The following is a 21,170-nucleotide window of genomic DNA, read 5'->3' on the forward strand; positions in this document are numbered from 1 at the left end:
TTCCCCCTCAGTACTCCGTGCCCCGCCGAGCGCGCTGCCCGTCGTCGAACGGGTGCGCGACCTTGCGGACGTTCGTTATCAGGTCGGCGACGCCGTCGAGGTAGTCGGGCTCGGCGTGGCTCCCGGTGAGGACGAGTTCGAGCCCCTCGGGTTTCGACTCGGCGAGCGCGACGACGTCGTCCGGGTCGACGAGGCCGCGGTCGGCCGCGTACAGCAGTTCGTCGAGTATCAGCACGTGGACGCCGGCCTCCGGGTCGCCGTCGAGCGGGAGCGGTTCGGTCAGGTCCGCGTCGGCGGCGCCCGCGACGAGCGCCTCCGCGCGCTCGAAGGCGGCCGCCGCCTTCGCCTCGTGTTCGTCGTCCGCCGAGCCGTCGAGCAGGCCGTGCCAGCCGTAGTGGCCGGCGTTCTCGTAGGAGAACCCCGGCACCGCGGCGATCGCGTTGTACTCGCCGCGGACCCCCTCGACGCTGTCCGCGCCCCCCTTCATGAACTGGAGCATATGGACGCGGTAGCCGTGGCCCGCGGCCCGGAAGCCCATTCCCATCGCCGCCGTGGTCTTCCCCTTGCCGTCGCCCCACCAGGCCTGAACGAGCCCGAACTCCTCGGGCGCCGCCGGCTCGATCGGTTGCGGCTCGGGCGCCGTGCCCCCGCCGGGCGTGGCGGCGCGCCGCTGGTCCTCGCTCGGTTCCGGTGCGTCAGCGTCGTCGTCGTGGTTCGTTGTCATGGGTCGAAAACCTCCGCCCGCTCGTCGGTGACGACGCCGTGTTCGGCGTCGGCCGCCGGACCGGGCACGTCGCCGTCCGGGTACCGCGACCGCAGGCTCGCACGGACCGCGTCCCGGACGCAGGCGCGGGCCGCGCCGCCGACCGCCGTGGCGCTGCCCGAGAACTCGGCCGGCTCCCCGCCTGGGTCGTCGCCGACGACGACGGCGTCGCTCGTCGTCCCCGGGACGCCCGCCGCCGCGAGCAGCGTCGCCGCCTTCGCCTCGGCCGCGACCGCGACGAGGTTCGCCGCGGCCCCGGGCGCGAGCCGCCGCGTGGTGCCGACGATCAGGTTGACCGTTCCGGGATCTGGGGGACCCTCGGTGTGCCCCGTCGACTCGCGCGGCTCGGCCCCGCCCGCCGTTCCCGCGGCCGCCGCGCTCTCCGCCCCGGACACCATCGGCAGCGTCGCGGGGTTCGAGAGGCCGACCGTCGCGTACGCGACGACCGAGCCGAGCCGCGCGCCCCGGGCGTGGGCCATCGAGACGCCCGTGAACAGCGTCGGGGCGGCGTCGCGGTCCCCCTCGACGTTCCCCTCGGCATCGAACTCCGCCCGCGCCAGCCGCTCGTCGCGGTAGGCCGCGAGGTCGGTCCGGTCGAACCCCTCCGGGACGGTCACGTTGTACGCGGTCGCCGCCCGCGACCGCCCGCCGTCCCACCCGGTCGAGAGCCAGCGCGTCCCCGGCCGCCGGAGCCGGAGGACGCCCTCGCGAACTGTCGCCTCAAACATCGCTCTCCACCCCTCCGTCACCGTCCGACCCGCCCTCCCCGGCCCCGCCACCGCCGACGCCGAGCGCCGCCAGCAGGCGGTCGTTCTCCGCCGGGCGGCGCACCGCAACGCGGACGTGCGAGCCGAGCCCGCGGAAGGAGCGCGCGTCGCGGACGGCGACGCCCCGGTCGCGGGCGCGCTCGATGACGCGGTCGACGTCGCGGTCGCCGACGTCGAGGAGGAGGAACGGCGCCTCGGAGGGGGCCACGTCGTACCGCTCGGCGAGCGCGGCCCGCAGCCGCTCGCGCTCCCGCCGCACGCGCTCGCGGGTCTCGCGAACGAACTCCTCCTGCCGGAGACAGTACTCGCCCGTCGCGAGCGCCGGGGCGCCCAGGTTCCACGTCCGGCGGGCGCCCCGCAGCGCCGCGCCGAGGCCGCCCGTCGCGACCGCGAAGCCGGCCCGGATCCCGGGGAGGCCGAACAGCTTGGTGAGCGCCCGCGCGACGACGACGCCGTCGGTCCCCGCGAGCGACGCGCGCTCGGTGAACCCGAGGAACGCCTCGTCGACGAGCAGGACGGTCCCGGCCGCCCGGCACCGCTCCGCGAACCCCAGCAGCGCGTCGCGGTCGTAGCCGGTCCCGGTGGGGTTGTTCGGCGTGCAGACGACCGCGAGCGCGTGGCCGCTCGGGTCGGCGTCGAGGACGCTGTCGGCGTCGACGAACGACGGCTCGCCCCCCTGGAGCCGGACCTCGCGGGCGTACTCGCCGAAGCTCGGCGCCGGCAGGAGTGCGCGGTCGCCGTCGTCGACCGCGAGCGCGACCCCGAGCCGGATCGCCGCCAGCCCGCCGGGCGTCGGAACGACCGACTCGGGGTCACAGTCGACGTAGTCGGCGGCCGCCCGCCGGAACGCCGCCGGCGGCTCGGGCGGGTACGCCCGCGCCCGCTCGAAGGCCGCCCGGTAGGCGCGCTCGACCCCCTCGGGGACCTCGGGGTTCGCGTTCGCGCTGAAGTCGAGCAGGTCGGGGTCGTCGATGCTGCCGTGCGGCTCGCGGTCGAGCGCCGCCGCGCGCTCCCGGTTCATCGCGACTCACCTCCCGCCGACCCCTCGCCCGCGTCGCCCGCGTCGAGCCAGTCGACCCCGCCGCTCGGGAGCGCGGGCGCGTCCGGGTCGCCGGCGAGGATCCGTTCGGCGAGTCGGCGGTCTCCCGGGCGGTTGACGTTGACGGCGAGGCGGGCGTCGCGGGTGACCCGGGCGGCCTCGTCGCCGGCGCCGTCGAGCGCGCCGACGACGTTGACGCCGGCGGGGACGCGATCGGCGGGCGTTTCCTCGTACCGGGTCGCGGCGTCGGCGCTCGCGCCCAGCTCCCGCTTGCGCGCCGCGGGCACGCGGACCGACAGCGCGTCGGCGGCCGCCGCGGCGTGGGCGTCGAGGACCGCGTCGACGGCCGCCCCGTCGAGCAGCGGGAGGTCGACCGCGAGGGCGAGCGTCGGCGCCGCCGGTCCCTCGGCGAGCGCCGCTTGAAGGTCCGCGACGTAGCCATCGCCCGGCGTGTCGACGACGGCGAGTTCGGGCGGCTCCGGTTCCGGCTCGGTCCCGCCACCGCTCTGGCGCTCGACCAGTCGTTCTCGCGTTCGCGGGGTGTGCGGCGAGACGGCCGCGTACGCGGTCTCGACCCGGCTCGCCGCGAGCGCGTCGAGCGCGCGGTCGACCATCGACCGCCCGGCGACCGTCGCGAGCGGCTTCTCGCCGTCGCCGAGTCGCGTCCCCCGGCCGCCGCACATCACGAGAGCGTCCACGCGATCACCCCCGCGTGGAGCCCGACGACGCGGGCGAGTTCGTTCGTCGCGCCGAGGACGTCGCCGCTGACGCCGCCGAGCCGCGCGTTCGCCCAGGCGTACGTGACCCCGGCGACGGTGAGCGCGGCGGCGAGCGCGGCGGCCGGGTAGTAGGCGCTCCCGAACGCGAGGGCCTCGGGGCGGAGCGACGGGAAGCCGAGCAGCGCCGCGGGGGCCGTCGCGAGCGCGACGCCGACGAGCGCGCGCGGCCCGGACTCCTCGGTCAGTGCGGATCCGAGCCCCTCGTGGGGCGCGTCGCCGACGCAAACGAGCGTCGCCGTCGCGGCCTTCGCGCCCACCTCGGCGGCGATGACGAGGGCGACGGCGTCGACGAGCGAGAGGCGGGCGAGGTCGACCGCCACCGTCCCCGCGGTCGCGAGGCCGAACAGCGCGAGCGCGAGCGCGGCCGCGCCGCCGACGCCGAGAGCGGCGTCCTTCAGCACCTCGCGCCGGCGGTCGACGTCGCCGTGGACCACCGCCGCGTCGCCGAGGTCGGCGACGCCGTCGAGGTGCGTGATCCCGGTGACGAGGTAGAGCCACGCGGGGAACGCGGCCGCGATCGTCGGCGAGGGCACCGGGACGGGCGCCAGCGCCGCCGCGGCGACCGGGAGCGCGATCAGGGCGCCGAGCGCGTACGCGACCGCCGGCAGCGCCGCGGGCGTCCGCCGGAACGCCTCCCAGTCCGCGTCGTCGCGGCCGACGGGGATCCGCGAGAGGAACCCGAGCGCGCCCCGGAGCGCGGCGGCCGTCAGGACCACGCGATCACCCCCGCGAGCGCGAGGAGCGATCCCGCCGCGACCGCGACTGCGACGCCGCCGGCGGCGCCGACGAGCCGCACGGCGTCGCGGGCGGCCGCGGGCGTCGGCGGCTCGGGGCCTCCGGTGAGCGCGTACGCGCCCGGCTTCTCTAAGCGGACGCCGAGCGCGACCGCGGCCGTCGCCATCGGCCACCCCGAGTTCGGCGAGGCGGGCTCGCGGGCCAGCGACCGTGCGCGCCGCAGGCTGGCCGGCGACCGAGCGGCGACGGCGAGGCAGCACGCCGCGGCCCGCGCCGGGAGGAACATGACCGCGTCGTCGAGGCGGGCACTCGCCCGGCCGACGGGCTTCGAGCGGTAGCCGAGCATCGAGTCGAGCGTGTTCACGGCCTTCGCCCAGGCCGCGGCGGCGATTCCCGCGGCGAGGGCGGTCTCGGCGACTCCCGCGGTGCCTCCGGAAATCACGCCCAGCGCCGCGCCGCCGGTCGCCCCGAGCGCGTACCAGAGCAGCGGCGCGACGAACCCGTCCGCCAGGTTCTCGGCCGCGCTCTCGACCGCGGCGCTCCGGAGGTCGGCCGGCGAGAGGTCGGCGGGGTCGCGCCCGACGAGCGCCCGGACCGACTCGCGGGCCGCGTCGGGGTCCGCCTCGCTCTCGGCGACGACCTCGCGGGTCGCGTCGCACAGCATCCGCAGGCTCGCGGCCGAGAAGAGGACGCCGGCCGCGACCGCCACGGCGAGGACCGGCACGTCCCCCACTTGCGGTCCGTACTCGGCCGCGAGCGCGACGGCTCCGCCCGCAACGGCGGCCGCGGCGAGCGGGAGCGCGACCGCGACCGCGACGCCGACGAGCCCCGGACGGGCCCACTCCCGGTCGAACGGCTCGACGACGCTCCCGAACAGCGCGACCGGGTGGACCCGGCGGGGCGGCTCCGCGACCGCGAGGTCCAGCGCGACGGCGAGGAGAAGCGGCGCGACGAGCGTGACGGCCGGGGCCGGGAGGGGGCCGACCCCCGTCACCGTTCCACCTCGTCGAGGAACGCGTCGAACGCCCCGCTCGCGGCGTGGAGGTGACAGTACGTGCCCAGCGTTCGGTGTTCGACGAGCCCCTCGCGGTCGCCGTCGATCCCAGTCCCGCGCTCCACGTCGAAGGCGAACCGCGCGTCGGACGCGGCGTCGGCCGCGGAGTAGTGGAACTCGTGGCCGCGGAGCCGCTCGCCGGCGCTCGCCGTGAGCGCGTTCCGTCGGGCGCGAAGCTCGACGTGGTCGAGCGCTTGGTACCGCTCGCGGCGCTCGACGCTCGCGGGGAGGACGCCCGCCATCTCGTGGGTGTCGCCGTCGACCGTCGTCAGCGTCTCCGCGAGCGCCATCAGCCCGCCGCACTCGCCGAGGACGGGGGTCCCCTCGGCCGCGGCGTCCGCGATCGAGCCGAGCGCGGGGCCCTCGGCGAGCGCCGCGGCGTGGAGCTCCGGGTAGCCGCCGGGGAGGTAGACGCCGTCGCAGGGCGGGAGGTCGTCGCCGGCCGCGGGCGCGAACGGGACCACGGTCGCGCGCTCGCTCAGGCGCTCGCGGGTCGCCGGGTAGACGAACCGGAAGGCCTCGTCGTCGGCGACCGCGATCCGCGGAGGATCGCCGCCCTCCGGGGGGTTCCCGGGAGACGGCTCGGTCGCCGCCTCCGCGGCCGGCGTCGGCTCCCGGGCGAGGTCGAGCAGCCGGTCGGTCCGGAGCGTCTCGGCGGCCGCGTCGAGCGCCGCCTCGTCGAGCGGCGTCTCCTCGCCCATCTGGAGTCCGAGATGCCGGTCGGGGATCTCCAGGTCCTCGCGGGGCGGGATCCGGCCGCAGTAGGCGAGTTCGTCGGGGAGCGCCTCCCGGACCCCCTCCTCGTGGCGCCCGCCGTGGGCCCGCTGGGCGATCACGCCGGCCACGTCGAGGTCGTGGTCCGTCCGGTCGGCGTAGGTCGCGAAGCCGAGCGCGGTCGCCGCGACGCTCTCCATGCCGGCGCTCGCGTCGGCGACGAGGACGACCGGGAGGTCGAGCGCGGCCGCGACGCCGGCCGTGCTGGCGGCGCCGCCGTCGTACAGCCCCATCATCCCCTCGACGACGCAGACGTCGCCGTCGCCGCGGGCGTAGTTGCGTCGGAGCCCCTCGGTCCCCTGAAGCCACGGGTCGAGGGTCCGCGACGGGCGGTCGGCGACCACCGCGTGGTGGCTCGGGTCGATGAAGTCCGGGCCCGCCTTCGCCGGTTGGACGGTCCGCCCGGTGCCCTCGATCGCGCGCAGCGTCGCGAGCGTCGCGACCGTCTTGCCGACGCCGGAGGCCGTGCCGGCGAGGACGAGCCCCCTCACCGCGCGTCGCCTCCGTTCGCGGCGGGGCGTCCGTCACCCTTGCCGGTTCCAGCGCGGTCGGCGAGCAGTCGGTCGGTCACGGCGGCGATCCGGTCGCGGACGGCGGCGTCGGCGACGCCGGCGCGGTCGGCGAGCGCGAGCGCCCCGCCCATGCCGACGCCCTCCTTCGCCTCGCCGCGGGCGTACGCCGCCATCGCGGGGTGGTCGCCCTCGGCGAACCCGGGGTCGGCGGCCGCCAGCCGCAGGTCGAGGTCCTCGGCGAGGGCGGGGAGGTCCGCGGTCGGGTCGTCGGCGACGAGCGACGTGGTCGCCAGCGGGAGCGGGCGGTCGACGCCGGCGTGCCGGGCGAGCGCCGCCGCAGCGGCGAGCTGCGTGCCGCCGGCGAGTGTGACGCCGATCCCGGTCTCCGCGCAGCCGACGATCAGGCCGGCGACCGCGGCGAGGACCGGGTCCCCGGCCAGCCGGACCGCCTCGATCGGCTCGCCGGCCGCGCCGCCCGGGTCGACGCCGCTCGCGTCCAGTCCCTCGGCGACGACGCGGCGCTTGCGCTCGATCGGGTTCGCCGGCAGCGACGAGGAGACCGCGGCTCGCTCGCCGAGCGCGGTCAGCGCGCCGAGCGCGGTCGTCGTCCCGCCGGGGATCGTCTCGGCGACGAGCAGTTCGGCCGGTTCGTCGCCGCTGTCGGAGCCGCCCTCCTCACCGGACGCGGCCAGTTCGGGAGCTAACTCTCGGGCGCGCTCGAAGACGGTCGCCGCCTCCGGGACCGGCTCCGGGTCGCGGACGTCGCCGCCCGGTGCGGCGCCGACGTCGCGGGCCGTCGCCGCGGTCGGCGCGCCGAGCCCGGCGTCGAGGAACTCGACGGGGAGCGACTCGGGGCCGAGCAGCTCGCGGACCGCGCGGGTGACGACCGCGGGCGTCGGACAGCCGTTCGGGCTCACCGGCACGGGGGAGTCCGGCGCGGGGCGCCCCGCCTCGACGATTTCGAGGTCGGCGCTCGGCGTGTGGACGCGCAGCTCCGGGTCGGCGCCCGCGGCGCTGATCCCGTCGATCGCGGCCGTCTCGGTCGTTCCGGCGACGACGACGAGCCTCACCTCGCCCATCCGGAACCCCCTCCGTCGAGCCCGCGGTCTCCCGGCGCGGCGTCGATGTGTACCACTGGCGGTTCATCGATACAAGTGAACTTTAATCGATCGACGCACGGCGGTCCGGAGTCGGCGGGGCGTTCCATTGTCATCAGCTCTCACGCGACCCGCGGAGCGAAGCGGTTAAGGGCGAACCGCGGGTATCTCCGCCAACTCGCTGGTGCGGACACAGCGGGCACTCGCCGCCGGGACGCGGTCGGACCGACCGCCGCGCGCCCCGGGACGAGACGAAATGTGGCCCCTCGCGGCTGAATCGCAACCGTCCGCGGACACACAATGGCACGAAGCTTCTACTCGCACATCAAGGAGGCGTGGCGGTCCCCCAAGGAGGGGAAACTGGCTGAGCTGCAGTGGCAGCGCAAACAGGAGTGGCGCGACCAGGGCGCCATCGAGCGCATCGAGCGCCCCACCCGGCTGGACAAGGCCCGCGAACTGGGCTACAAGGCCAAGCAGGGCGTCATCGTCGCCCGCGTGAGCGTCCGGAAGGGCGGCTCGCGCAAGCAGCGCTTCAAGGCGGGCCGCCGCTCGAAGCGCCAGGGCGTCAACCGCGTCTCGCGGCGCAAGTCGATCCAGCGCATCGCCGAGGAGCGCGCCTCGCGGAAGTACCGCAACCTCCGCGTGCTCAACTCCTACTGGGTCGGTGAGGACGGCTCCCAGAAGTGGCACGAGGTCATCCTCGTGGACCCCGCCCACCCCGCGATCGAGAACGACGACGAGCTGAACTGGATCTGCTCGGACGACCACAAGGGCCGCGCGTACCGCGGCCTCACCTCCGCCGGCACCAAGGGCCGCGGCCAGCGCAAGCGCGGCAAGGGCACCGAGAAGACGCGCCCGAGCGTCACCTCGAACGACCGGCAGGGCAAGTAGCGCCCTCGACCGCTCCGACGTTTTACTCGCGGTCCGCTCTCACGGCGAGCGGCCGCTCCGTCTCTCCTCGACGCAAGAGCAAAGAGACCGCGTCACATACTACCAATAGTACGTGGCGATCGCCAAGTGACCGCGAGCAGCCCCATCCCCCTCGACGCGTTCGCGACCGAACTCGAGTCGCTCGACAGCGACGCCTTCGCGGCGCTCGTCGCCGAGGCGTACGCGGCGACCGCCGACGAGGTGGAGGTCGACCCGCCGCGCATCGCGGTGTGGGAGGGGGACCGCCGGACCGAACTGCTCGCCGTCGCGGCCGCGGACCGAGGCGTCCCCGATGGTCACGCCGCCCCCGACGACGCCGTCGACGCGGTCGTCGTCGCGAGCGACTCGCTCGACGACCTCGGTTCCGAACTCGACGCCGACCTGGTGACGCCGGCGGACCTCCGCGAACGGCTCCTCTACGCCGTCCCGCCGGCGGAAGCGAACGCGCTCGCCGACCGGCTCCTCGGCGTCTCGGTCCGGTCCGAAGCGTACGACTGCGCGGCCGCTTCCGACACCGACGCGGTGGACGACGGAGGCGGCGGTGAGACCGATGTCGACGGCGACGGAACGGCGGCCGACGACGGAACGGCGATGGACGCCGTCGCGTCGGACGCGACTAGAGGCGATACCGCTCCCTCACCCACCGACCGGCCCGCCGCCGAATCGGCCGACGATTCGCGGGCTCACGACCGACCGAGCGACGCCGCCGCGTCCGATCCGAGCGGCGAGCCGGCGGCGACCGAGTCCGTCACCGCCGACGCGCCGAGCGATCGGCGGTCTCCCCGGACCGTCCTCGCGGCGGTCGCCGTCGTCGCGCTCCTCGTCGCGGCGGCCGGGGCCGGGTTCGCCGCCGGCACCGCCGGGATCGGCGGCCTCGGCGGCGTCGCCGGCGTCGGGGACGACGGAACGACCGACCCCGAACCGACCGAGTCGGGCGCGACCGGGCCGGCAAACGGAAGCGACGACGGGAGCGAGGGGTCGCTCGGAGGCGACGACGACGGCGCGAACACCGTCTCGGTCGCGGACGGCGACCCGACAGGCGAGGCCGAGCGGAACACCGCCCTCGCGCCCACCTGCGAGCGGTCCGCGCTTCAGGTCGTCCAGATCCAGATGAACGCGCTCCGGTACAACGACAACGCGACGAACGACGGTATCCGGACCCTGCGGGCGTTCGCGTCGCCGCGGAACAAGGATCTGGTCGGTTCCACCGGAGAGTACGTCGAGCTGTTCGAGACGCCGCTGTACGCGCCGATGCTCACGTACGACACCGCCGAGTACTCGGTTCCCGAGATCGCCGACGGCGCCGCCTCTGTCGAGGTCGTCACCCGGGAGAACGGCAGCGTCACCGGCCGCTACGAGTTCCGGCTCGTCCGCGTCGGCGGCGGGAGCGGGGACACGGACAGCTCCCTCGGCGACGTGGACGACTGCTGGATGACCGACGCCGTGGCGGCGTCGACGGAGTGAACGCGGTCCGCGCGGCGGCGGCTCGGGAAGCGCCGACCGGTCGGTGCCCCCCGGGAAGCGCCGGCCGCGGCGTCCCGACCGGCGATCGGGAACACGATTATATCCGCGCCGGCACTGGTTGCGGACATGAGCCTCTCGCTCGACGCGACCCAGCTCGACCGCTACTCTCGACACGTCATCCTCGACGACGTCGGCCCGGAGGGGCAAAAGCGGCTGCTCGACGCCCGCGTCCTCGTCGTCGGCGCGGGCGGGCTCGGCGCGCCGGCGATCCAGTACCTCGCGGCCGCGGGCGTCGGGACGATCGGGATCGTCGACGACGACGTCGTCGAGCGGTCGAACCTCCAGCGGCAGGTGATCCACGGCGACGGCGACGTGGGTCGCAAGAAGGTCGACTCGGCGGCGGAGTTCGTCGCCGACCTCAACCCCGACGTCGACGTCGAGCGCCACGAGCTGCGCCTCGACGCGGGCAACGCCCGCGAGCTGATCGCAGATCACGACGTCGTCGTCGACTGCTCGGACAACTTCGCCACCCGCTACGTGGTGAACGACGCCGCCCGGATCGAGGGGGTTCCGGTCTCGCACGGCGCGATCTACAAGTTCGAGGGGCAGGTGACGACGCTCTCGCCCGACGGCCCCTGCTACCGCTGTCTGTTCCCCGAGCCGCCCGAGCCGGGGACGGTACCGGACTGCGCCAGCACGGGCGTCCTCGGCGTCCTCCCCGGGACGGTCGGCTGCCTCCAGGCGACGGAGGCGGTGAAGGTGATCATGGACGTGGGCGAGCCGCTCGTCGGGCGGATGCTGTTCTACGACGCGATGGACCTCTCGTTCGAGACGGTGCCGTACGCGCGCAACCCCGACTGCCCGGTGTGCGGCGACGACGGAATCGACAGCATCGACGGGATCGACTACGCGGCCGGCTGCCAGATCGACGCGGCCTGATTGGGTCGGGCCGGCGTCCTCGCCGACCCGCCGCGAACGCTCACAGCGGCCGGTCGGCCATCGCGCTCCCCGCGGTGACGCCGGCGTCCTCGTCGACGAACCCCGACCGGACGCACCACCGGCAGTACTGATATCCCGCCCGGTTTTCGGCGCCGCAGTGGCGGCAGACGACGGTCTCCCCGTCGGCGTCGAGCGGCGGGGGGTCGTCCCCACCGCCTCCGTCGCCCGCCTCGCCAGTCGGATCGGCGTCCGAGTCGCCGTCGAGCGCGAGCGTCGGCCCGACATCGGCGCCCTCGCCGTCGCCGTCCGACGACCGGGTCGCGACCGAGCCGAACAGCTCCGCGGGGTCGCGGTTCCGCCGGACGAGCAGCCACGTCACCGCGAGGTTGAGCGCGGCCACGCCGGCGAAGATCGCGGCGAGCGGGAGGAGCTGATCACCCGTCATATGCGTAATGTTACCATCCCAGCGTTTTGTGTCTGACGGTGGGACCGGTCGGTCGGCGCGGTGCGGTGGGGTCGCTCGGCCGGTTCGGCGATCTCGATTGGCCGGTTCGGCGGTTCCGCTCGGCCGGTTCGGCGGTTCCGCTCCAGAGTACTCTTGAGGCCGCCGGTCGAAGGCACACCCGCATGAAAGAGACCATTCACACGGACGACGCCCCGGCGGCGGTGGGCGCGTACAGCCAGGCGACGACCGACGGCGACCTCGTCTTCACGGCCGGGCAGATTCCGCTGACGCCCGCGGGCGACCTGCTCGACGACGCGCCGATCGCGGACCAGACGGAGCAGGCGCTCGACAACCTCCTCGCGGTGCTGGAGGAGGCGGGCGCCGGGGCCGAGGACGTGCTGAAGACGACGGTGTTCATGGCCGACATCGACGACTTCGACGAGATGAACGAGACGTACGCCGACTACTTCGACGAGTCCCCGCCGGCCCGCTCCGCGGTCGAGGCGGGCGCGCTCCCGAAGGGGGCCGGCGTCGAGATCGAGGCGGTCGCCGTCGTCGAGTAGATGGTCGACGGCGAGGAGGGGTCGGAGAGCGAGGCGGACGCCGCGACCGATGGGTCCGTCCCCGCGCCCGGCGCGGCGGCCACGCCGCGCGCCAGAGCGCGCTCCGCGGCGCTGTGGGGGATCGTCGGCGGGTTCGCCTTCCTTGTCCTCGCGCAGGGGTACCGGCTCCTCGGTCCCGGATCGCTGCCGGTCGGCTTCGGCGGGTTGGCGCTCGTCGCGGTCGCGGTGGCGGTCGCGTCGGCCGGTCTTACGTACCTCGCCGAAGCCCGGGTGCGTGCGAAAAGAAGGACTTAACAGTCGCACCGGATTATCTCCGCGTGAGCCAGGATGGCCGAGTGGTAAGGCGCACGCCTGGAAAGCGTGTTCCCATCCGGGATCGGGGGTTCAAATCCCTCTCCTGGCGCTTCGCTGTCGCAACAACGAGCGAGGAGCGACAGCGACGAGCGAGTACCGCGACAGCGAAGTGCGGACGGATTTGAACCCTATCAGTCGCGCGCAGCGAACGCAGTGAGCGAGCACGTCTGATTTCGGTTCAAATCCCTCTCCTGGCGTTTTCGACGAACGACACGGCGAGCGTAGCGAGCCGTTCGTCGAAAACCGAGACTGAGATTTGAACCAGGGAGTGAAGCGAGCGGTGCGAGGTGCGAGCGAAGCGAGCACCTCGATTGCGAGCGGCGAAGCCGCGAGCAGCGAGCGGAACGACTGAGGTTCAAATCCCTCTCCTGGCGTTCTGCCGACGCCGAATACGAGCGAGGAGCGACAGCGACGAGCGAGTTCGGCGTCGACGCTCCTGTCTAACTGCCTATTTATAAGAGACCGAGCGATGTCGCTGGTGATTATTTATAAACAGTTGACTACGGATCGGCGGCGAACACCGCCAAAGCCCCAACCGTGAGGAGTTCGGACGCTCGCTGTGCTCCTCGCTCAGTCGCTCCGCTCCTTCGCTGCGGTGCTTGCGTCGCCTCCGAACTCCTCACGGTTGCCCCTTTGAGTCCCACCCCGACCGCGACCGCACCGCAGCCTCACGCCTCCCCAGCCTCGTCAGTCGCCTCCGCTTTGCTCCGGCGACTGACTCCCTCGCGCGGTGCTGCTCGGCCGCGGAGCGGCCTCGCAGGCACGCGCCACCGCCTCGTTCATTTATAAGTAATCGTCGCTGCCGGCTGTCGATATTTAAATATCCAGTCGCTGTTGTCGGGCTGCGCTACTTCGACGGCGTCCGCTCCCGCCGCTTGGGGATACGTCCGCACACCGACACAAGACTCATAAGTATGGGTGTAGTTGACACGGGTGACGATGCCAGACACGAAATCGGGCCGCGAGCGGAAAGGGAGGAACAAGCGCCGCCAACTCGAGAACCACCTCGCACGGCGCGAACTCGACGCGGACGACGAACCGCCGGAACCGTACCGCGAGGCCACCGACGCGGAGTTCCTCGCCGAGTCCGACGACGCGGCCCGGTGACGGTCGCGCGCCGATTCGTTCTTTGAGGCCATCCGTCCCCGAGCCTGCCCGCAATCTCGCGTCGCGAAAGCTTTAGACCCGGGAGCGGCGTATCTCGGCGCAATGAGTCGCGGCCCCGAGCTGATAATCACGGAGAAGGACAACGCGGCGCGGCGCATCGCCGACATCCTGAGCGGCGAGTCCGCGACCGCGGAGCGGATGAACGACGTCAACGTCTACGAGTGGGGCGGCAAGCGGTGTATCGGGCTCTCCGGCCACGTCGTCGGCGTGGACTTCCCCGCCGAGTACAACGACTGGCGCGACGTCGAGCCCGTCGAGCTGATCGACGCGCCCGTCACCAAGACCCCGACGCAGGAGGGGATCGTTGCCGCGCTGCGCCGACTCGCGCGCAACGCCTCCCGTGTCGTCATCGCGACAGACTACGACCGCGAGGGCGAGCTCATCGGCAAGGAGGCGTACGAGCTGGTCCGCGAGGTGAACGAGGACGTCCCCGTCGACCGCGTGCGCTTCTCGTCGATCACCGAAAACGAGGTCCAGGAGGCGTTCGCGAACCCCGACGACCTCGACTTCGAGCTGGCGGCCGCCGGCGAGGCCCGACAGACGATCGACCTCACGTGGGGCGCGGCGCTCACGCGGTTCCTCTCCCTCTCGGCCCGACAGATGGGCGACGACTTCATCTCCGTCGGCAGGGTCCAGGGGCCGACGCTCAAGCTCATCGTCGACCGCGAGCGCGAGATCCAGGCGTTCGACCCCGAGTCCTACTGGGAGCTGACGGGCGAGCTGGCGAAGTCGGGCGGCGACCCGTTCGAGGCGCGCTACTTCTATTTAAACGACGAGGGCAACGAGCGCGAGCGCGTCTGGGACGAGGCGGTCGCCGAGACGCTCACCGAGGCGCTCGCCGCGGCCGAGGGAGCGACCGTCGACGACGTCACCCGCCGGACGCAGACCGACGACCCGCCGACGCCGTTCAACACCACCGCGTTCATCCGCGCGGCGGGGTCGCTCGGCTACTCCGCGCAGCGCGCCATGTCGCTCGCGGAGGACCTCTACACCGCCGGCTACGTCACCTATCCCCGGACCGACAACACGGTGTACCCCGACGACTTGGAGCCCGAGGAGCTGATCGAGGAGCTTTCGGCGGCCTCGACGTTCGGAAAAGACGCCGCGAGCCTGCTCGCCGAGGACCGCGAGATCGAGCCGACCGAGGGCGACGAGGAGACGACGGACCACCCGCCGATCCACCCGACCGGCGAGCTCCCCTCGGCCTCCGACCTCTCCGACGACGAGTGGGAGGTGTACGAGCTGATCGTTCGCCGGTTCCTCGCGACCTGCGCCGACCCCGCGACGTGGGAGCGCCTGCGCGTCGTGGCGCTCGCGAACGGCGAGGCGACGCCGATCGCCGAGGGCGCCGACGGGCTCGCCGCGCTCCGCGATCCGGACGACGCGTCGAAGCCGGCCGACCTCGTCGCGGACGGCGGCCTGCGGCTGAAGGCCAACGGGAAGCGGCTCCTGGAGGCCGGCTACCACGACGTCTACCCGTACCGCTCCAGCGACGAGCGGATCGTCCCGGACGTCGAGGTCGGCGAGACGCTGTCGCTGTCGAACCGGGTTACCGAGGGCAAGGAGACGCAGCCGCCCCGCCGCTACGGCCAGTCGCGGCTCATCGAGGAGATGGAGAAGCGGCAGCTGGGCACGAAGGCGACCCGCCACCGGACCATCGAGAAGCTGTACGACCGCAACTACGTCGAGAGCGACCCGCCGCGGCCGACGCGGCTCGCGGAGGCGGTCGTCGAGGCCGCCGAGGAGTTCGCCGACCGGATCGTGAGCGAGGAGATGACCGCCCAGCTCGAACAGGACATGGCGGCCATCGCGGCCGGCGAGAAGGAGTACGACGAGGTGACCGAGGCCTCCCGCGAGCTGCTCTCGCGCGTGTTCGACGACCTCACCGAGTCGCGCGAGGCGGTCGGCGACCACCTCCAGAACTCGCTGAAGGCGGACAAGACGCTCGGTCCGTGTCCCGAGTGCGGCGCGGACCTCCTCGTCCGGAAGTCGCGACAGGGGTCGTACTTCGTCGGCTGCGACGGCTACCCCGACTGCGAGTACACCCTCCCGCTCCCCTCGACCGGGAAGCCGCTCATCCTCGACGAGACCTGCGAGGAGCACGGGCTCCGCCACGTGAAGATGCTCGCCGGCCGGAAGACGTTCGTCCACGGCTGCCCGCAGTGTAAGGCGGACGAGGCCGACGAGCAGGAGGACGAGGTGATCGGCGTCTGTCCGGACTGCGGTGCGGAACACGGCGGGGAGCTCGCGATCAAGCGCCTCCGCTCCGGCTCCCGGCTCGTCGGCTGTACGCGCTACCCCGACTGCGACTACTCGCTGCCGCTCCCCCGCCGCGGCGAGATCGAAATCACCGACGAGACCTGCGAGGACCACGACCTCCCCCACCTCCGCGTCCACTCCGGCGACGAGCCGTGGGAGCTCGGCTGTCCGATCTGTAACTACCGCGAGTTCACGGCCCGCCAGGAGGGGTCGGAGCTCCAGGCGGTCGAGGGGATCGGCGAGAAGACCGCCGCGAAGCTGAAGGACGCCGGCGTCGACGGCGTCGACGAGCTCAAGTCGGCCGACCCGGACGCCCTCGCGAGCGACGTCGACGGCGTGGGCGCCGACACCGTCCGCGACTGGCAGGCCAAAGCGGACTGACCGGTTTCGGGCCGACAGCTGTTTCCGGACCGACAGGACTCATAAAACCATAAACACATATGGACGGAGTGTCTCGATCATCGACAGATGGGGGACCGCAGGGGAGATCCGTCGGCCGACGACCGACCGTCGCCGAGCGGCGACGCCGCCCCGACCGGGATCCTCCGGGCGTTCGTCGAGGCGGTCCCCACCCCGACGCTCGTCTGCGATCCGGAGACGCTGACGATCCGGGCCGCGAACGCGCCCGCGGCCGACCTCCTCGGGCACGACCGCGGCACGCTGACGCTGATGGGTCTCCCGGACGTCGGCGAGAACGAGGTCACCGTTTCCGGCGAGTCGATCGCCGACGTCGCTGCCGCCGCGCCGGCCGCGGGATCCCCCGCTTCCGCCGACTCGGGCGCCGCGGTCGAGCAGTTCGAGTGGGACCTCCGGCTCGGGAATCCGGGACTGCGGGTCGACGCGGCGCTCCGCGCGGCGACGATCGCCGGCGACGAGTGGCTCGTCGTCGGCCTCTCCGACGCCACCGCCCGCGTCGCCGCCGAGGCCGAGCGCGCCGCCGAGCGCCGACTGGTCGACGCCGTCGCCGAGACCGTCCCGCTCGCGCTGTTCCGCTGTACCGAGGAGGGGACGCTCTCGCGGTGGAACGAGCGGCTCGCGGCCGACTCGGGATACGACCCCGAGTCGCTGTCGGGGCGTGCGCTCACCTCGCTGTTCGACGAGGAGACGAGCGGCCTCGTGAGCGACTCCCTCTCTAGGGTGTACCGCGAGGGGGAACCCGCCTCCTGCGAGGCGCAGCTGCTCACCCGCTCCGGCGAGCGCGTCCCGTACCGGCTCTCGCTCGGGCCCGTCACCGACGGCGATCGGGTCGTGGGCGCGGTCGGCGTCGGCGAGGATCTCACCGAGGCGTCGCTCAGGGAGGAGCGGCTCGCGGTGTTGACGCGCGTCCTGCGGCACAACTTCCGGAACGACCTCAACGTGGTCACGGGGTTCACCGGGCGGGCCATCGAGGCGGTCGACGACCCCGACCTGGTCGCCGAGCTCGAACGCGTCGTCGACACCGCCGAACGACTGCTCCGGCTCGGCGAGACCTCCCGGAAGGTGGAGCGGCTGCTCTCCTATCGGCCCTCGCCGCGGCCGGTCGCGCTCGCGCCCGCGGTGGACGCGGCGCTCGAATCGCTCGACGAGGAGGTCCGCGCCCGGGCGACCGTCGATGTCGACGTTCCCGAGGGGCTCGCCGTCTCTGCGGTCGCGTTCCTTCCCGAGGCGATCACCGAGCTCGTCGACAACGCGGTCCGCCACAGCGACGCGGACGCCCCCCGAGTCCGGATCTCGGCCGCGGAGCTGCCCAGCGAGTCGTGGGTCTCGCTCGTCGTCGCGGACGACGGGCCGGGGATCCCGCCGGCCGAGCGCGCCGTGCTCACCGGCGAGGAGACGCCGCTCGAACACGCGAGCGGGCTCGGCCTCTGGTACGTGAACTGGATCGTCACCGCGGGCGGCGGGAGCCTCGACATCGCCGAGAGCAAGGCCGGCGGCAGCCGGATCGAGCTGTCGCTGCGCGCCGCGGAGGAACCGCCGGAGGACGCGGACCTGTTCGATCCCGACGAGTTCGGGGACGGGGCGTAGGTCGGTCGAGGAACTCTCACTCGTCGAGTCGCAGTTCGTCACCGACCGCCACCGACTCGGCCGCGCCCGCCGGCAGTTCGACGACCGTGTCCGCGCGGCCGCGACCCAGCCCGACGAACGGCGCGAGCCGCTTCGTCGCCGTCACCTCGCCGTCGACGAGCCAGGCCGCGTCGATCGCGAACGGCACGAACAGCATGTGGAGCCACCGCGTGTCGGGCTCGTCGAAGGGGAAGACCAGCGCGTAGTCGTCCGGGATAGAGCGTCGGAACATCAGGCCTCGCGCCTGTTCGAGCGTCGAGCGCGCGACGTCGACGTCGCTCGCGAGGACGGTCTCGGTCCGGTCGCTCCCCGGCGCGGGGCGATGAACGAGTCGCACGCCCGCTACCTCGCCGCGGGCGGATAAATAGCCTCTCGTTGCGGGGCCGCGGTCCGCCGGCTCCGACGCGGGCCGAGCGCGCCGGGCTCAGCTCGCGCCGCCGTACGTCTCTTCGAGGTACTCGACGATGTCGTCGCTCTCGGGCATCCCCTCGATCCCGTGCTCCTCGTCGACGAGGACCGGGACGCCGGTCTGCCCGGAGACCTCCTCCACCTCCGTCCGGTCGCCGTGCGAACGCGGCACCATCACCGACTCGTACTCCAAGTCGAGCTCCGACAGCTTCGTCTTGACTTTCGCGCAGAACGGACAGCCTTCCAGTTCGTAGAGCGTTAGGTTCGCCATCACCGTCGCGTACGGCTCGGATCCGTAAAGAGGTGCGGCCGCGGATGCGTCGGACGCGCACGGGCGGTCGGGGCGGGCGCGTCGACGATCGTCCCGTCTCGGCCGTGAATTCGGGGATAAGGGAGCCTCCCGGGTAGTGCGCGAAAACGGGGGAAAATCGGAGCGTTCGAACGGGGGAAGTCGTCGGGGCGATCGCGGTCGGCGTGGGTGTGGTGGTTCCGTCGGAACCTCGCCTACATCGACTGCGTCAGGCGGAGCCTGACGGTCTATGGAAATCTGTCTCCGACAGATTTCCGGCTCGCGGGTCGCTCTCGCTCCCCGCTCGCCGTTCGAGGTTCTTTCAGAACCTCGCTTACATCGCGCCGCCCATGCCACCCATGCCGCCCATGCCGCCGCCGGGGGCGCCGCCCTCGTCGTCGCCGCCCGACGTCGAGAGGTCGCCCGCCGAGATGATGTCGTCGATTTTCAGCACGAGGTTCGCCGCCTCGGCCGCGGAGGCGATCGCCTGCTCCTTCGCGTGGGCCGTCTCGACGACGCCCGCGTCGGCCGTGTCGACGACCTCGCCGGCGAACACGTCGAGCCCGGCGTTCTGGTCGCCGGCCTCGTGGGCCGCGCGGAGGTCGACCAGCAGGTCGATGGCGTCGAGGCCCGCGTTCTCGGCGAGCACGCGCGGGATCAGTTCGAGGGAGTCGGCGAACGCCTCGACGGCGAGCTGCTCGCGGCCCTCGACGGAGTCGGCGTAGTCGCGCAGGCGACGCGCGATCTCGACCTCGACCGCGCCGCCGCCGGGCAGCGTCCGGCCGTCGGAGACGGTCGTCGAGACCACGTCGAGCGCGTCCTGAATGCCGCGTTCGAGCTCGTCGACGACGTGGTCGGTGGTGCCGTACAGGAGGAGCGTGACGCCGTGGGCGTCCTCGCCCTCGACGTAGAACAGCTCCTCGTCGTCGTCGCGCGTGACGGAGCCGACCGCGAGGTCGTCGGCGGAAAGCGAGTCGAGGTCGGTGACGATCGGCGCGCCGAGGACGTTCTTCAGGAACGTCAGGTCGGACTTCTTCGTGCGCCGGACCGCGAGGACGCCCTCCTTCGCGAGGTAGTGCTGCGCGAGGTCGTCGATGCCCTTCTGACAGAAGACGACGTCGGCGCCGCTCTCGACGATCTGATCGACCTTCTCGCGGAGCTGCTCTTCCTCCTGATCGAGGAACTTCTGGAGCTGGTCCGGGGAGTCGACGTTGACGGAGGTGTCGACGTCCGCCTCCTCGACCTCGATCGGGTCGTTGAGGAGGAGGACGTTCGCCGACTCGAAGTCGGTCGGCATGTCCTCGTGGACGGGGTCCTTGTCGATCGCGGCGCCGGAGAGGAGGCGGGACTCGCCCGCCGCGCGGCCGGTGCGCGTCTCGATGTTGAGGTTCGCGAGGTCGACCACGTGGGAGCCGTCGTCGGCCTCGACGGTGACGCCCTGTACCGCGCGGACGACGAGGTCGGCGAGCGTCTCCTTGTCCAGCTCCGCGCCCTTGCCGGTCATCGACGTCTCGGCGACGTTACGCAGCGTCTCCGTGTCGTCGGGGTCGACGGCCGTCGCGACCTCGTCGACCTGCTCGCGGGCGTACTCGCTCGCGAGGTTGAACCCCTTGATCACCGCGGTCGGGTGGATGTCCTGTTCGAGGAGGTCCTCGGCGTTCTTCAGCAGCTCGCCCGCGATGGCGACCGCGCTGGTCGTCCCGTCGCCGGCCTCGTCCTCCTGGGTCTCGGCGACCTCGACGACCATCTCGGCGGTCGGGTTGTCGATGTCCATCTCCTGGAGGATGGTGACCCCGTCGTTGGTGATGGTGACGTCGCCCATCGAGTTGACGAGCATCTTGTCCATCCCCTTCGGTCCGAGCGTCGAGCGGACCGACTCGGCGACGCCGCGCGCCGCGGAGATGTTGTACTCCTGAGCGTCCTTGTCCTGGACGCGCTGGGCGTCCTCGCCCATGATGATCATCGGCTGGCCCTGCTGCATTCGCTGACTCATACAGCGTTTGATTGATTGTGATTCTATATAAACCTCTCGGTGAGGGGCCGTCAGGCGCAGACCCCCCGCGACGAGGTCGTTCGCGAAAAACCACCTGACACGGCGGTGTTCGCCTCCATTTCATGCGGGGAGTTAGCATTGATCTCTGTCGCCGTGAGAACGGCGATCCGACGCCGTTTATATACTCCGTTTATTTCAACCTCACCCGGGTACCCCGCCGGCGAGGAGCGCGGCGTCGACGAGCAGCAGGACGGCGAGGCCGGCGCTCGCCAGCAGGTAGGGGCGCGCGACCGACGCCAACCGAGCGGACCCGGGGACGCCCCCGACTCCGGCGAGCGCGTCGACCGGGAACCCCTCGGCCATGTACCGAGCCCACCCGAGGTCGGGATCGATCTCGCGGCGCATCCGGAGGACGCCGAGTTCGACGAGCCCGTTCATCGCGCCCCACAGCGACAGCATCGCGAGGACGGCCCATCCTCTCGGGGTCGTCGCGAGCAGCTCCAGCGGCGTGTACAGCCGCCAGACCATGTACGCGCCGGTGACCGGGAGGACCACGCCGGTCCAGCGCGTGACCGTGAGGAGGCGGTGGGCGGCGTCGACGAACGCGGCGCGGCCGAGCGTCCCGTCGGTCGCCCGCGGCAGCGTCGCGTAGACGACGTACAGCGTCGCGCCGGTCCACAGCGCGCCGGAGAGCACGTGGAGGACGAAGGCGGTCGTGAGCAGCACGGGATCGGGTGGGCACGAGAGCGGGAAAAAGACCGTCCCGGACAGGATCGGGTAGCGCTTCGCCGGCCGG

The 21,170-nt window shown here is 73.0% G+C and carries 21 protein-coding genes and 1 tRNA gene; 9 read left to right on the top strand and 13 right to left on the bottom strand.

The window, feature by feature from the left end:
• Window positions 1-7 precede the first annotated feature (7 nt).
• The 8 genes from CPZ01_RS06430 to CPZ01_RS06465 are packed head-to-tail and all read right to left on the bottom strand — an operon-like array spanning window position 8 to window position 7,502.
• Window positions 8-724 carry a cob(I)yrinic acid a,c-diamide adenosyltransferase gene (locus CPZ01_RS06430; RefSeq protein WP_096393969.1) on the bottom strand — a complete coding sequence of 239 codons (717 nt, stop codon included), beginning with the start codon at window positions 722-724 and terminating at the stop codon, window positions 8-10.
• On the bottom strand, window positions 721-1,491 hold the full coding sequence (locus tag CPZ01_RS06435) for an adenosylcobinamide amidohydrolase (protein WP_096393970.1): 771 nt from the start codon (window positions 1,489-1,491) through the stop codon (window positions 721-723). The genes CPZ01_RS06430 and CPZ01_RS06435 overlap by 4 nt, the downstream gene beginning before the upstream one ends.
• Window positions 1,484-2,551 carry an aminotransferase class I/II-fold pyridoxal phosphate-dependent enzyme gene (locus tag CPZ01_RS06440; RefSeq protein ID WP_096393971.1) on the bottom strand — a complete coding sequence of 356 codons (1,068 nt, stop codon included), beginning with the start codon at window positions 2,549-2,551 and terminating at the stop codon, window positions 1,484-1,486. The genes CPZ01_RS06435 and CPZ01_RS06440 overlap by 8 nt, the downstream gene beginning before the upstream one ends.
• Window positions 2,548-3,252: an NTP transferase domain-containing protein gene (locus tag CPZ01_RS06445; protein ID WP_096396166.1), complete on the bottom strand. Its 705-nt coding sequence runs from the start codon at window positions 3,250-3,252 to the stop codon at window positions 2,548-2,550. Before CPZ01_RS06445 ends, CPZ01_RS06440 begins: the two co-directional genes overlap by 4 nt.
• Complete coding sequence (gene cobS / locus CPZ01_RS06450) at window positions 3,252-4,064, bottom strand: adenosylcobinamide-GDP ribazoletransferase (protein ID WP_096393972.1); 813 nt, start codon at window positions 4,062-4,064, stop codon at window positions 3,252-3,254. The genes CPZ01_RS06445 and cobS overlap by 1 nt, the downstream gene beginning before the upstream one ends.
• Window positions 4,055-5,077 (bottom strand): CobD/CbiB family cobalamin biosynthesis protein, encoded by a 1,023-nt coding sequence (locus CPZ01_RS06455; protein ID WP_096393973.1) that lies wholly within the window; start codon window positions 5,075-5,077, stop codon window positions 4,055-4,057. The genes cobS and CPZ01_RS06455 overlap by 10 nt, the downstream gene beginning before the upstream one ends.
• Window positions 5,074-6,402 carry a cobyrinic acid a,c-diamide synthase gene (locus CPZ01_RS06460; protein WP_096393974.1) on the bottom strand — a complete coding sequence of 443 codons (1,329 nt, stop codon included), beginning with the start codon at window positions 6,400-6,402 and terminating at the stop codon, window positions 5,074-5,076. The genes CPZ01_RS06455 and CPZ01_RS06460 overlap by 4 nt, the downstream gene beginning before the upstream one ends.
• The gene (locus CPZ01_RS06465; protein ID WP_096393975.1) at window positions 6,399-7,502 is read right to left on the bottom strand and encodes a nicotinate-nucleotide--dimethylbenzimidazole phosphoribosyltransferase; all 1,104 of its coding nucleotides are present in this window, start codon (window positions 7,500-7,502) and stop codon (window positions 6,399-6,401) included. Before CPZ01_RS06465 ends, CPZ01_RS06460 begins: the two co-directional genes overlap by 4 nt.
• Before the next feature lie 318 nt (window positions 7,503-7,820).
• On the opposite strand from CPZ01_RS06465, the gene CPZ01_RS06470 reads away from it, so the two are divergent.
• The 3 genes from CPZ01_RS06470 to ubaA all read left to right on the top strand — a co-directional run bounded on the left by CPZ01_RS06470 (window position 7,821) and on the right by ubaA (window position 10,853).
• Window positions 7,821-8,411 carry a 50S ribosomal protein L15e gene (locus tag CPZ01_RS06470; protein ID WP_096393976.1) on the top strand — a complete coding sequence of 197 codons (591 nt, stop codon included), beginning with the start codon at window positions 7,821-7,823 and terminating at the stop codon, window positions 8,409-8,411.
• Between the two features lie 126 nt (window positions 8,412-8,537).
• Window positions 8,538-9,914, top strand: coding sequence for a hypothetical protein (locus CPZ01_RS06475; protein ID WP_096393977.1), 1,377 nt, complete (start codon window positions 8,538-8,540; stop codon window positions 9,912-9,914).
• 126 nt (window positions 9,915-10,040) lie between these two features.
• Window positions 10,041-10,853 carry an SAMP-activating enzyme E1 gene (ubaA, locus tag CPZ01_RS06480; RefSeq protein ID WP_096393978.1) on the top strand — a complete coding sequence of 271 codons (813 nt, stop codon included), beginning with the start codon at window positions 10,041-10,043 and terminating at the stop codon, window positions 10,851-10,853.
• Between the two features lie 40 nt (window positions 10,854-10,893).
• Here the strand turns inward: ubaA and CPZ01_RS06485 are convergent, their stop codons facing one another.
• The gene (locus tag CPZ01_RS06485; protein ID WP_096393979.1) at window positions 10,894-11,298 is read right to left on the bottom strand and encodes a DUF7577 domain-containing protein; all 405 of its coding nucleotides are present in this window, start codon (window positions 11,296-11,298) and stop codon (window positions 10,894-10,896) included.
• A gap of 182 nt (window positions 11,299-11,480) precedes the next feature.
• On the opposite strand from CPZ01_RS06485, the gene CPZ01_RS06490 reads away from it, so the two are divergent.
• From CPZ01_RS06490 to CPZ01_RS06510, 6 genes are all read left to right on the top strand, one after another.
• Window positions 11,481-11,861 carry a Rid family detoxifying hydrolase gene (locus CPZ01_RS06490; RefSeq protein WP_096393980.1) on the top strand — a complete coding sequence of 127 codons (381 nt, stop codon included), beginning with the start codon at window positions 11,481-11,483 and terminating at the stop codon, window positions 11,859-11,861.
• A complete protein-coding gene (locus tag CPZ01_RS06495) occupies window positions 11,862-12,155 on the top strand; it encodes a hypothetical protein (RefSeq protein ID WP_096393981.1) in 294 nt (97 codons plus the stop codon).
• Between the two features lie 27 nt (window positions 12,156-12,182).
• Window positions 12,183-12,264: transfer RNA gene (locus CPZ01_RS06500), tRNA-Ser, on the top strand.
• Between the two features lie 890 nt (window positions 12,265-13,154).
• Entirely contained in the window at window positions 13,155-13,322 is a 168-nt protein-coding gene (locus tag CPZ01_RS15390) for a hypothetical protein (protein ID WP_006111840.1), read from the top strand.
• A 102-nt stretch (window positions 13,323-13,424) separates the two neighbouring features.
• Window positions 13,425-16,022: a DNA topoisomerase I gene (locus CPZ01_RS06505; protein WP_096393982.1), complete on the top strand. Its 2,598-nt coding sequence runs from the start codon at window positions 13,425-13,427 to the stop codon at window positions 16,020-16,022.
• Between the two features lie 87 nt (window positions 16,023-16,109).
• Window positions 16,110-17,645, top strand: a complete 1,536-nt coding sequence (locus CPZ01_RS06510; RefSeq protein ID WP_096393983.1) for an ATP-binding protein — start codon at window positions 16,110-16,112, stop codon at window positions 17,643-17,645.
• A gap of 16 nt (window positions 17,646-17,661) precedes the next feature.
• Here CPZ01_RS06510 and CPZ01_RS06515 read toward each other — a convergent pair whose 3' ends face one another.
• The 4 genes from CPZ01_RS06515 to CPZ01_RS06530 all read right to left on the bottom strand — a co-directional run bounded on the left by CPZ01_RS06515 (window position 17,662) and on the right by CPZ01_RS06530 (window position 21,100).
• Complete coding sequence (locus tag CPZ01_RS06515) at window positions 17,662-18,021, bottom strand: DUF192 domain-containing protein (RefSeq protein ID WP_096393984.1); 360 nt, start codon at window positions 18,019-18,021, stop codon at window positions 17,662-17,664.
• Window positions 18,022-18,108: 87 nt separating this feature from the next.
• Window positions 18,109-18,363 carry a glutathione S-transferase N-terminal domain-containing protein gene (locus CPZ01_RS06520; RefSeq protein WP_096393985.1) on the bottom strand — a complete coding sequence of 85 codons (255 nt, stop codon included), beginning with the start codon at window positions 18,361-18,363 and terminating at the stop codon, window positions 18,109-18,111.
• A gap of 352 nt (window positions 18,364-18,715) precedes the next feature.
• The gene (gene thsB, locus CPZ01_RS06525) at window positions 18,716-20,362 is read right to left on the bottom strand and encodes a thermosome subunit beta (protein ID WP_096396168.1); all 1,647 of its coding nucleotides are present in this window, start codon (window positions 20,360-20,362) and stop codon (window positions 18,716-18,718) included.
• Window positions 20,363-20,575: 213 nt separating this feature from the next.
• Window positions 20,576-21,100, bottom strand: coding sequence for a copper resistance protein CopD (locus CPZ01_RS06530; RefSeq protein WP_096393986.1), 525 nt, complete (start codon window positions 21,098-21,100; stop codon window positions 20,576-20,578).
• Between the last annotated feature and the right edge of the window lie 70 nt (window positions 21,101-21,170).

The organism is Halorubrum trapanicum (genome assembly GCF_002355655.1).
Lineage (GTDB): Archaea > Halobacteriota > Halobacteria > Halobacteriales > Haloferacaceae > Halorubrum > Halorubrum trapanicum_A.

Coding starts and splice junctions, on each gene's coding strand:
- CPZ01_RS06430 (WP_096393969.1), bottom strand. CDS start 724: ATGACAACGAACCACGACGACGACGCTGACGCACCGGAACCGAGCGAG.
- CPZ01_RS06435 (WP_096393970.1), bottom strand. CDS start 1,491: ATGTTTGAGGCGACAGTTCGCGAGGGCGTCCTCCGGCTCCGGCGGCCG.
- CPZ01_RS06440 (WP_096393971.1), bottom strand. CDS start 2,551: ATGAACCGGGAGCGCGCGGCGGCGCTCGACCGCGAGCCGCACGGCAGC.
- CPZ01_RS06445 (WP_096396166.1), bottom strand. CDS start 3,252: ATGTGCGGCGGCCGGGGGACGCGACTCGGCGACGGCGAGAAGCCGCTC.
- CPZ01_RS06465 (WP_096393975.1), bottom strand. CDS start 7,502: ATGGGCGAGGTGAGGCTCGTCGTCGTCGCCGGAACGACCGAGACGGCC.
- CPZ01_RS06470 (WP_096393976.1), top strand. CDS start 7,821: ATGGCACGAAGCTTCTACTCGCACATCAAGGAGGCGTGGCGGTCCCCC.
- ubaA (WP_096393978.1), top strand. CDS start 10,041: ATGAGCCTCTCGCTCGACGCGACCCAGCTCGACCGCTACTCTCGACAC.
- CPZ01_RS06485 (WP_096393979.1), bottom strand. CDS start 11,298: ATGACGGGTGATCAGCTCCTCCCGCTCGCCGCGATCTTCGCCGGCGTG.
- CPZ01_RS06490 (WP_096393980.1), top strand. CDS start 11,481: ATGAAAGAGACCATTCACACGGACGACGCCCCGGCGGCGGTGGGCGCG.
- CPZ01_RS06495 (WP_096393981.1), top strand. CDS start 11,862: ATGGTCGACGGCGAGGAGGGGTCGGAGAGCGAGGCGGACGCCGCGACC.
- CPZ01_RS15390 (WP_006111840.1), top strand. CDS start 13,155: ATGCCAGACACGAAATCGGGCCGCGAGCGGAAAGGGAGGAACAAGCGC.
- CPZ01_RS06505 (WP_096393982.1), top strand. CDS start 13,425: ATGAGTCGCGGCCCCGAGCTGATAATCACGGAGAAGGACAACGCGGCG.
- CPZ01_RS06510 (WP_096393983.1), top strand. CDS start 16,110: ATGGGGGACCGCAGGGGAGATCCGTCGGCCGACGACCGACCGTCGCCG.
- CPZ01_RS06520 (WP_096393985.1), bottom strand. CDS start 18,363: ATGGCGAACCTAACGCTCTACGAACTGGAAGGCTGTCCGTTCTGCGCG.
- thsB (WP_096396168.1), bottom strand. CDS start 20,362: ATGCAGCAGGGCCAGCCGATGATCATCATGGGCGAGGACGCCCAGCGC.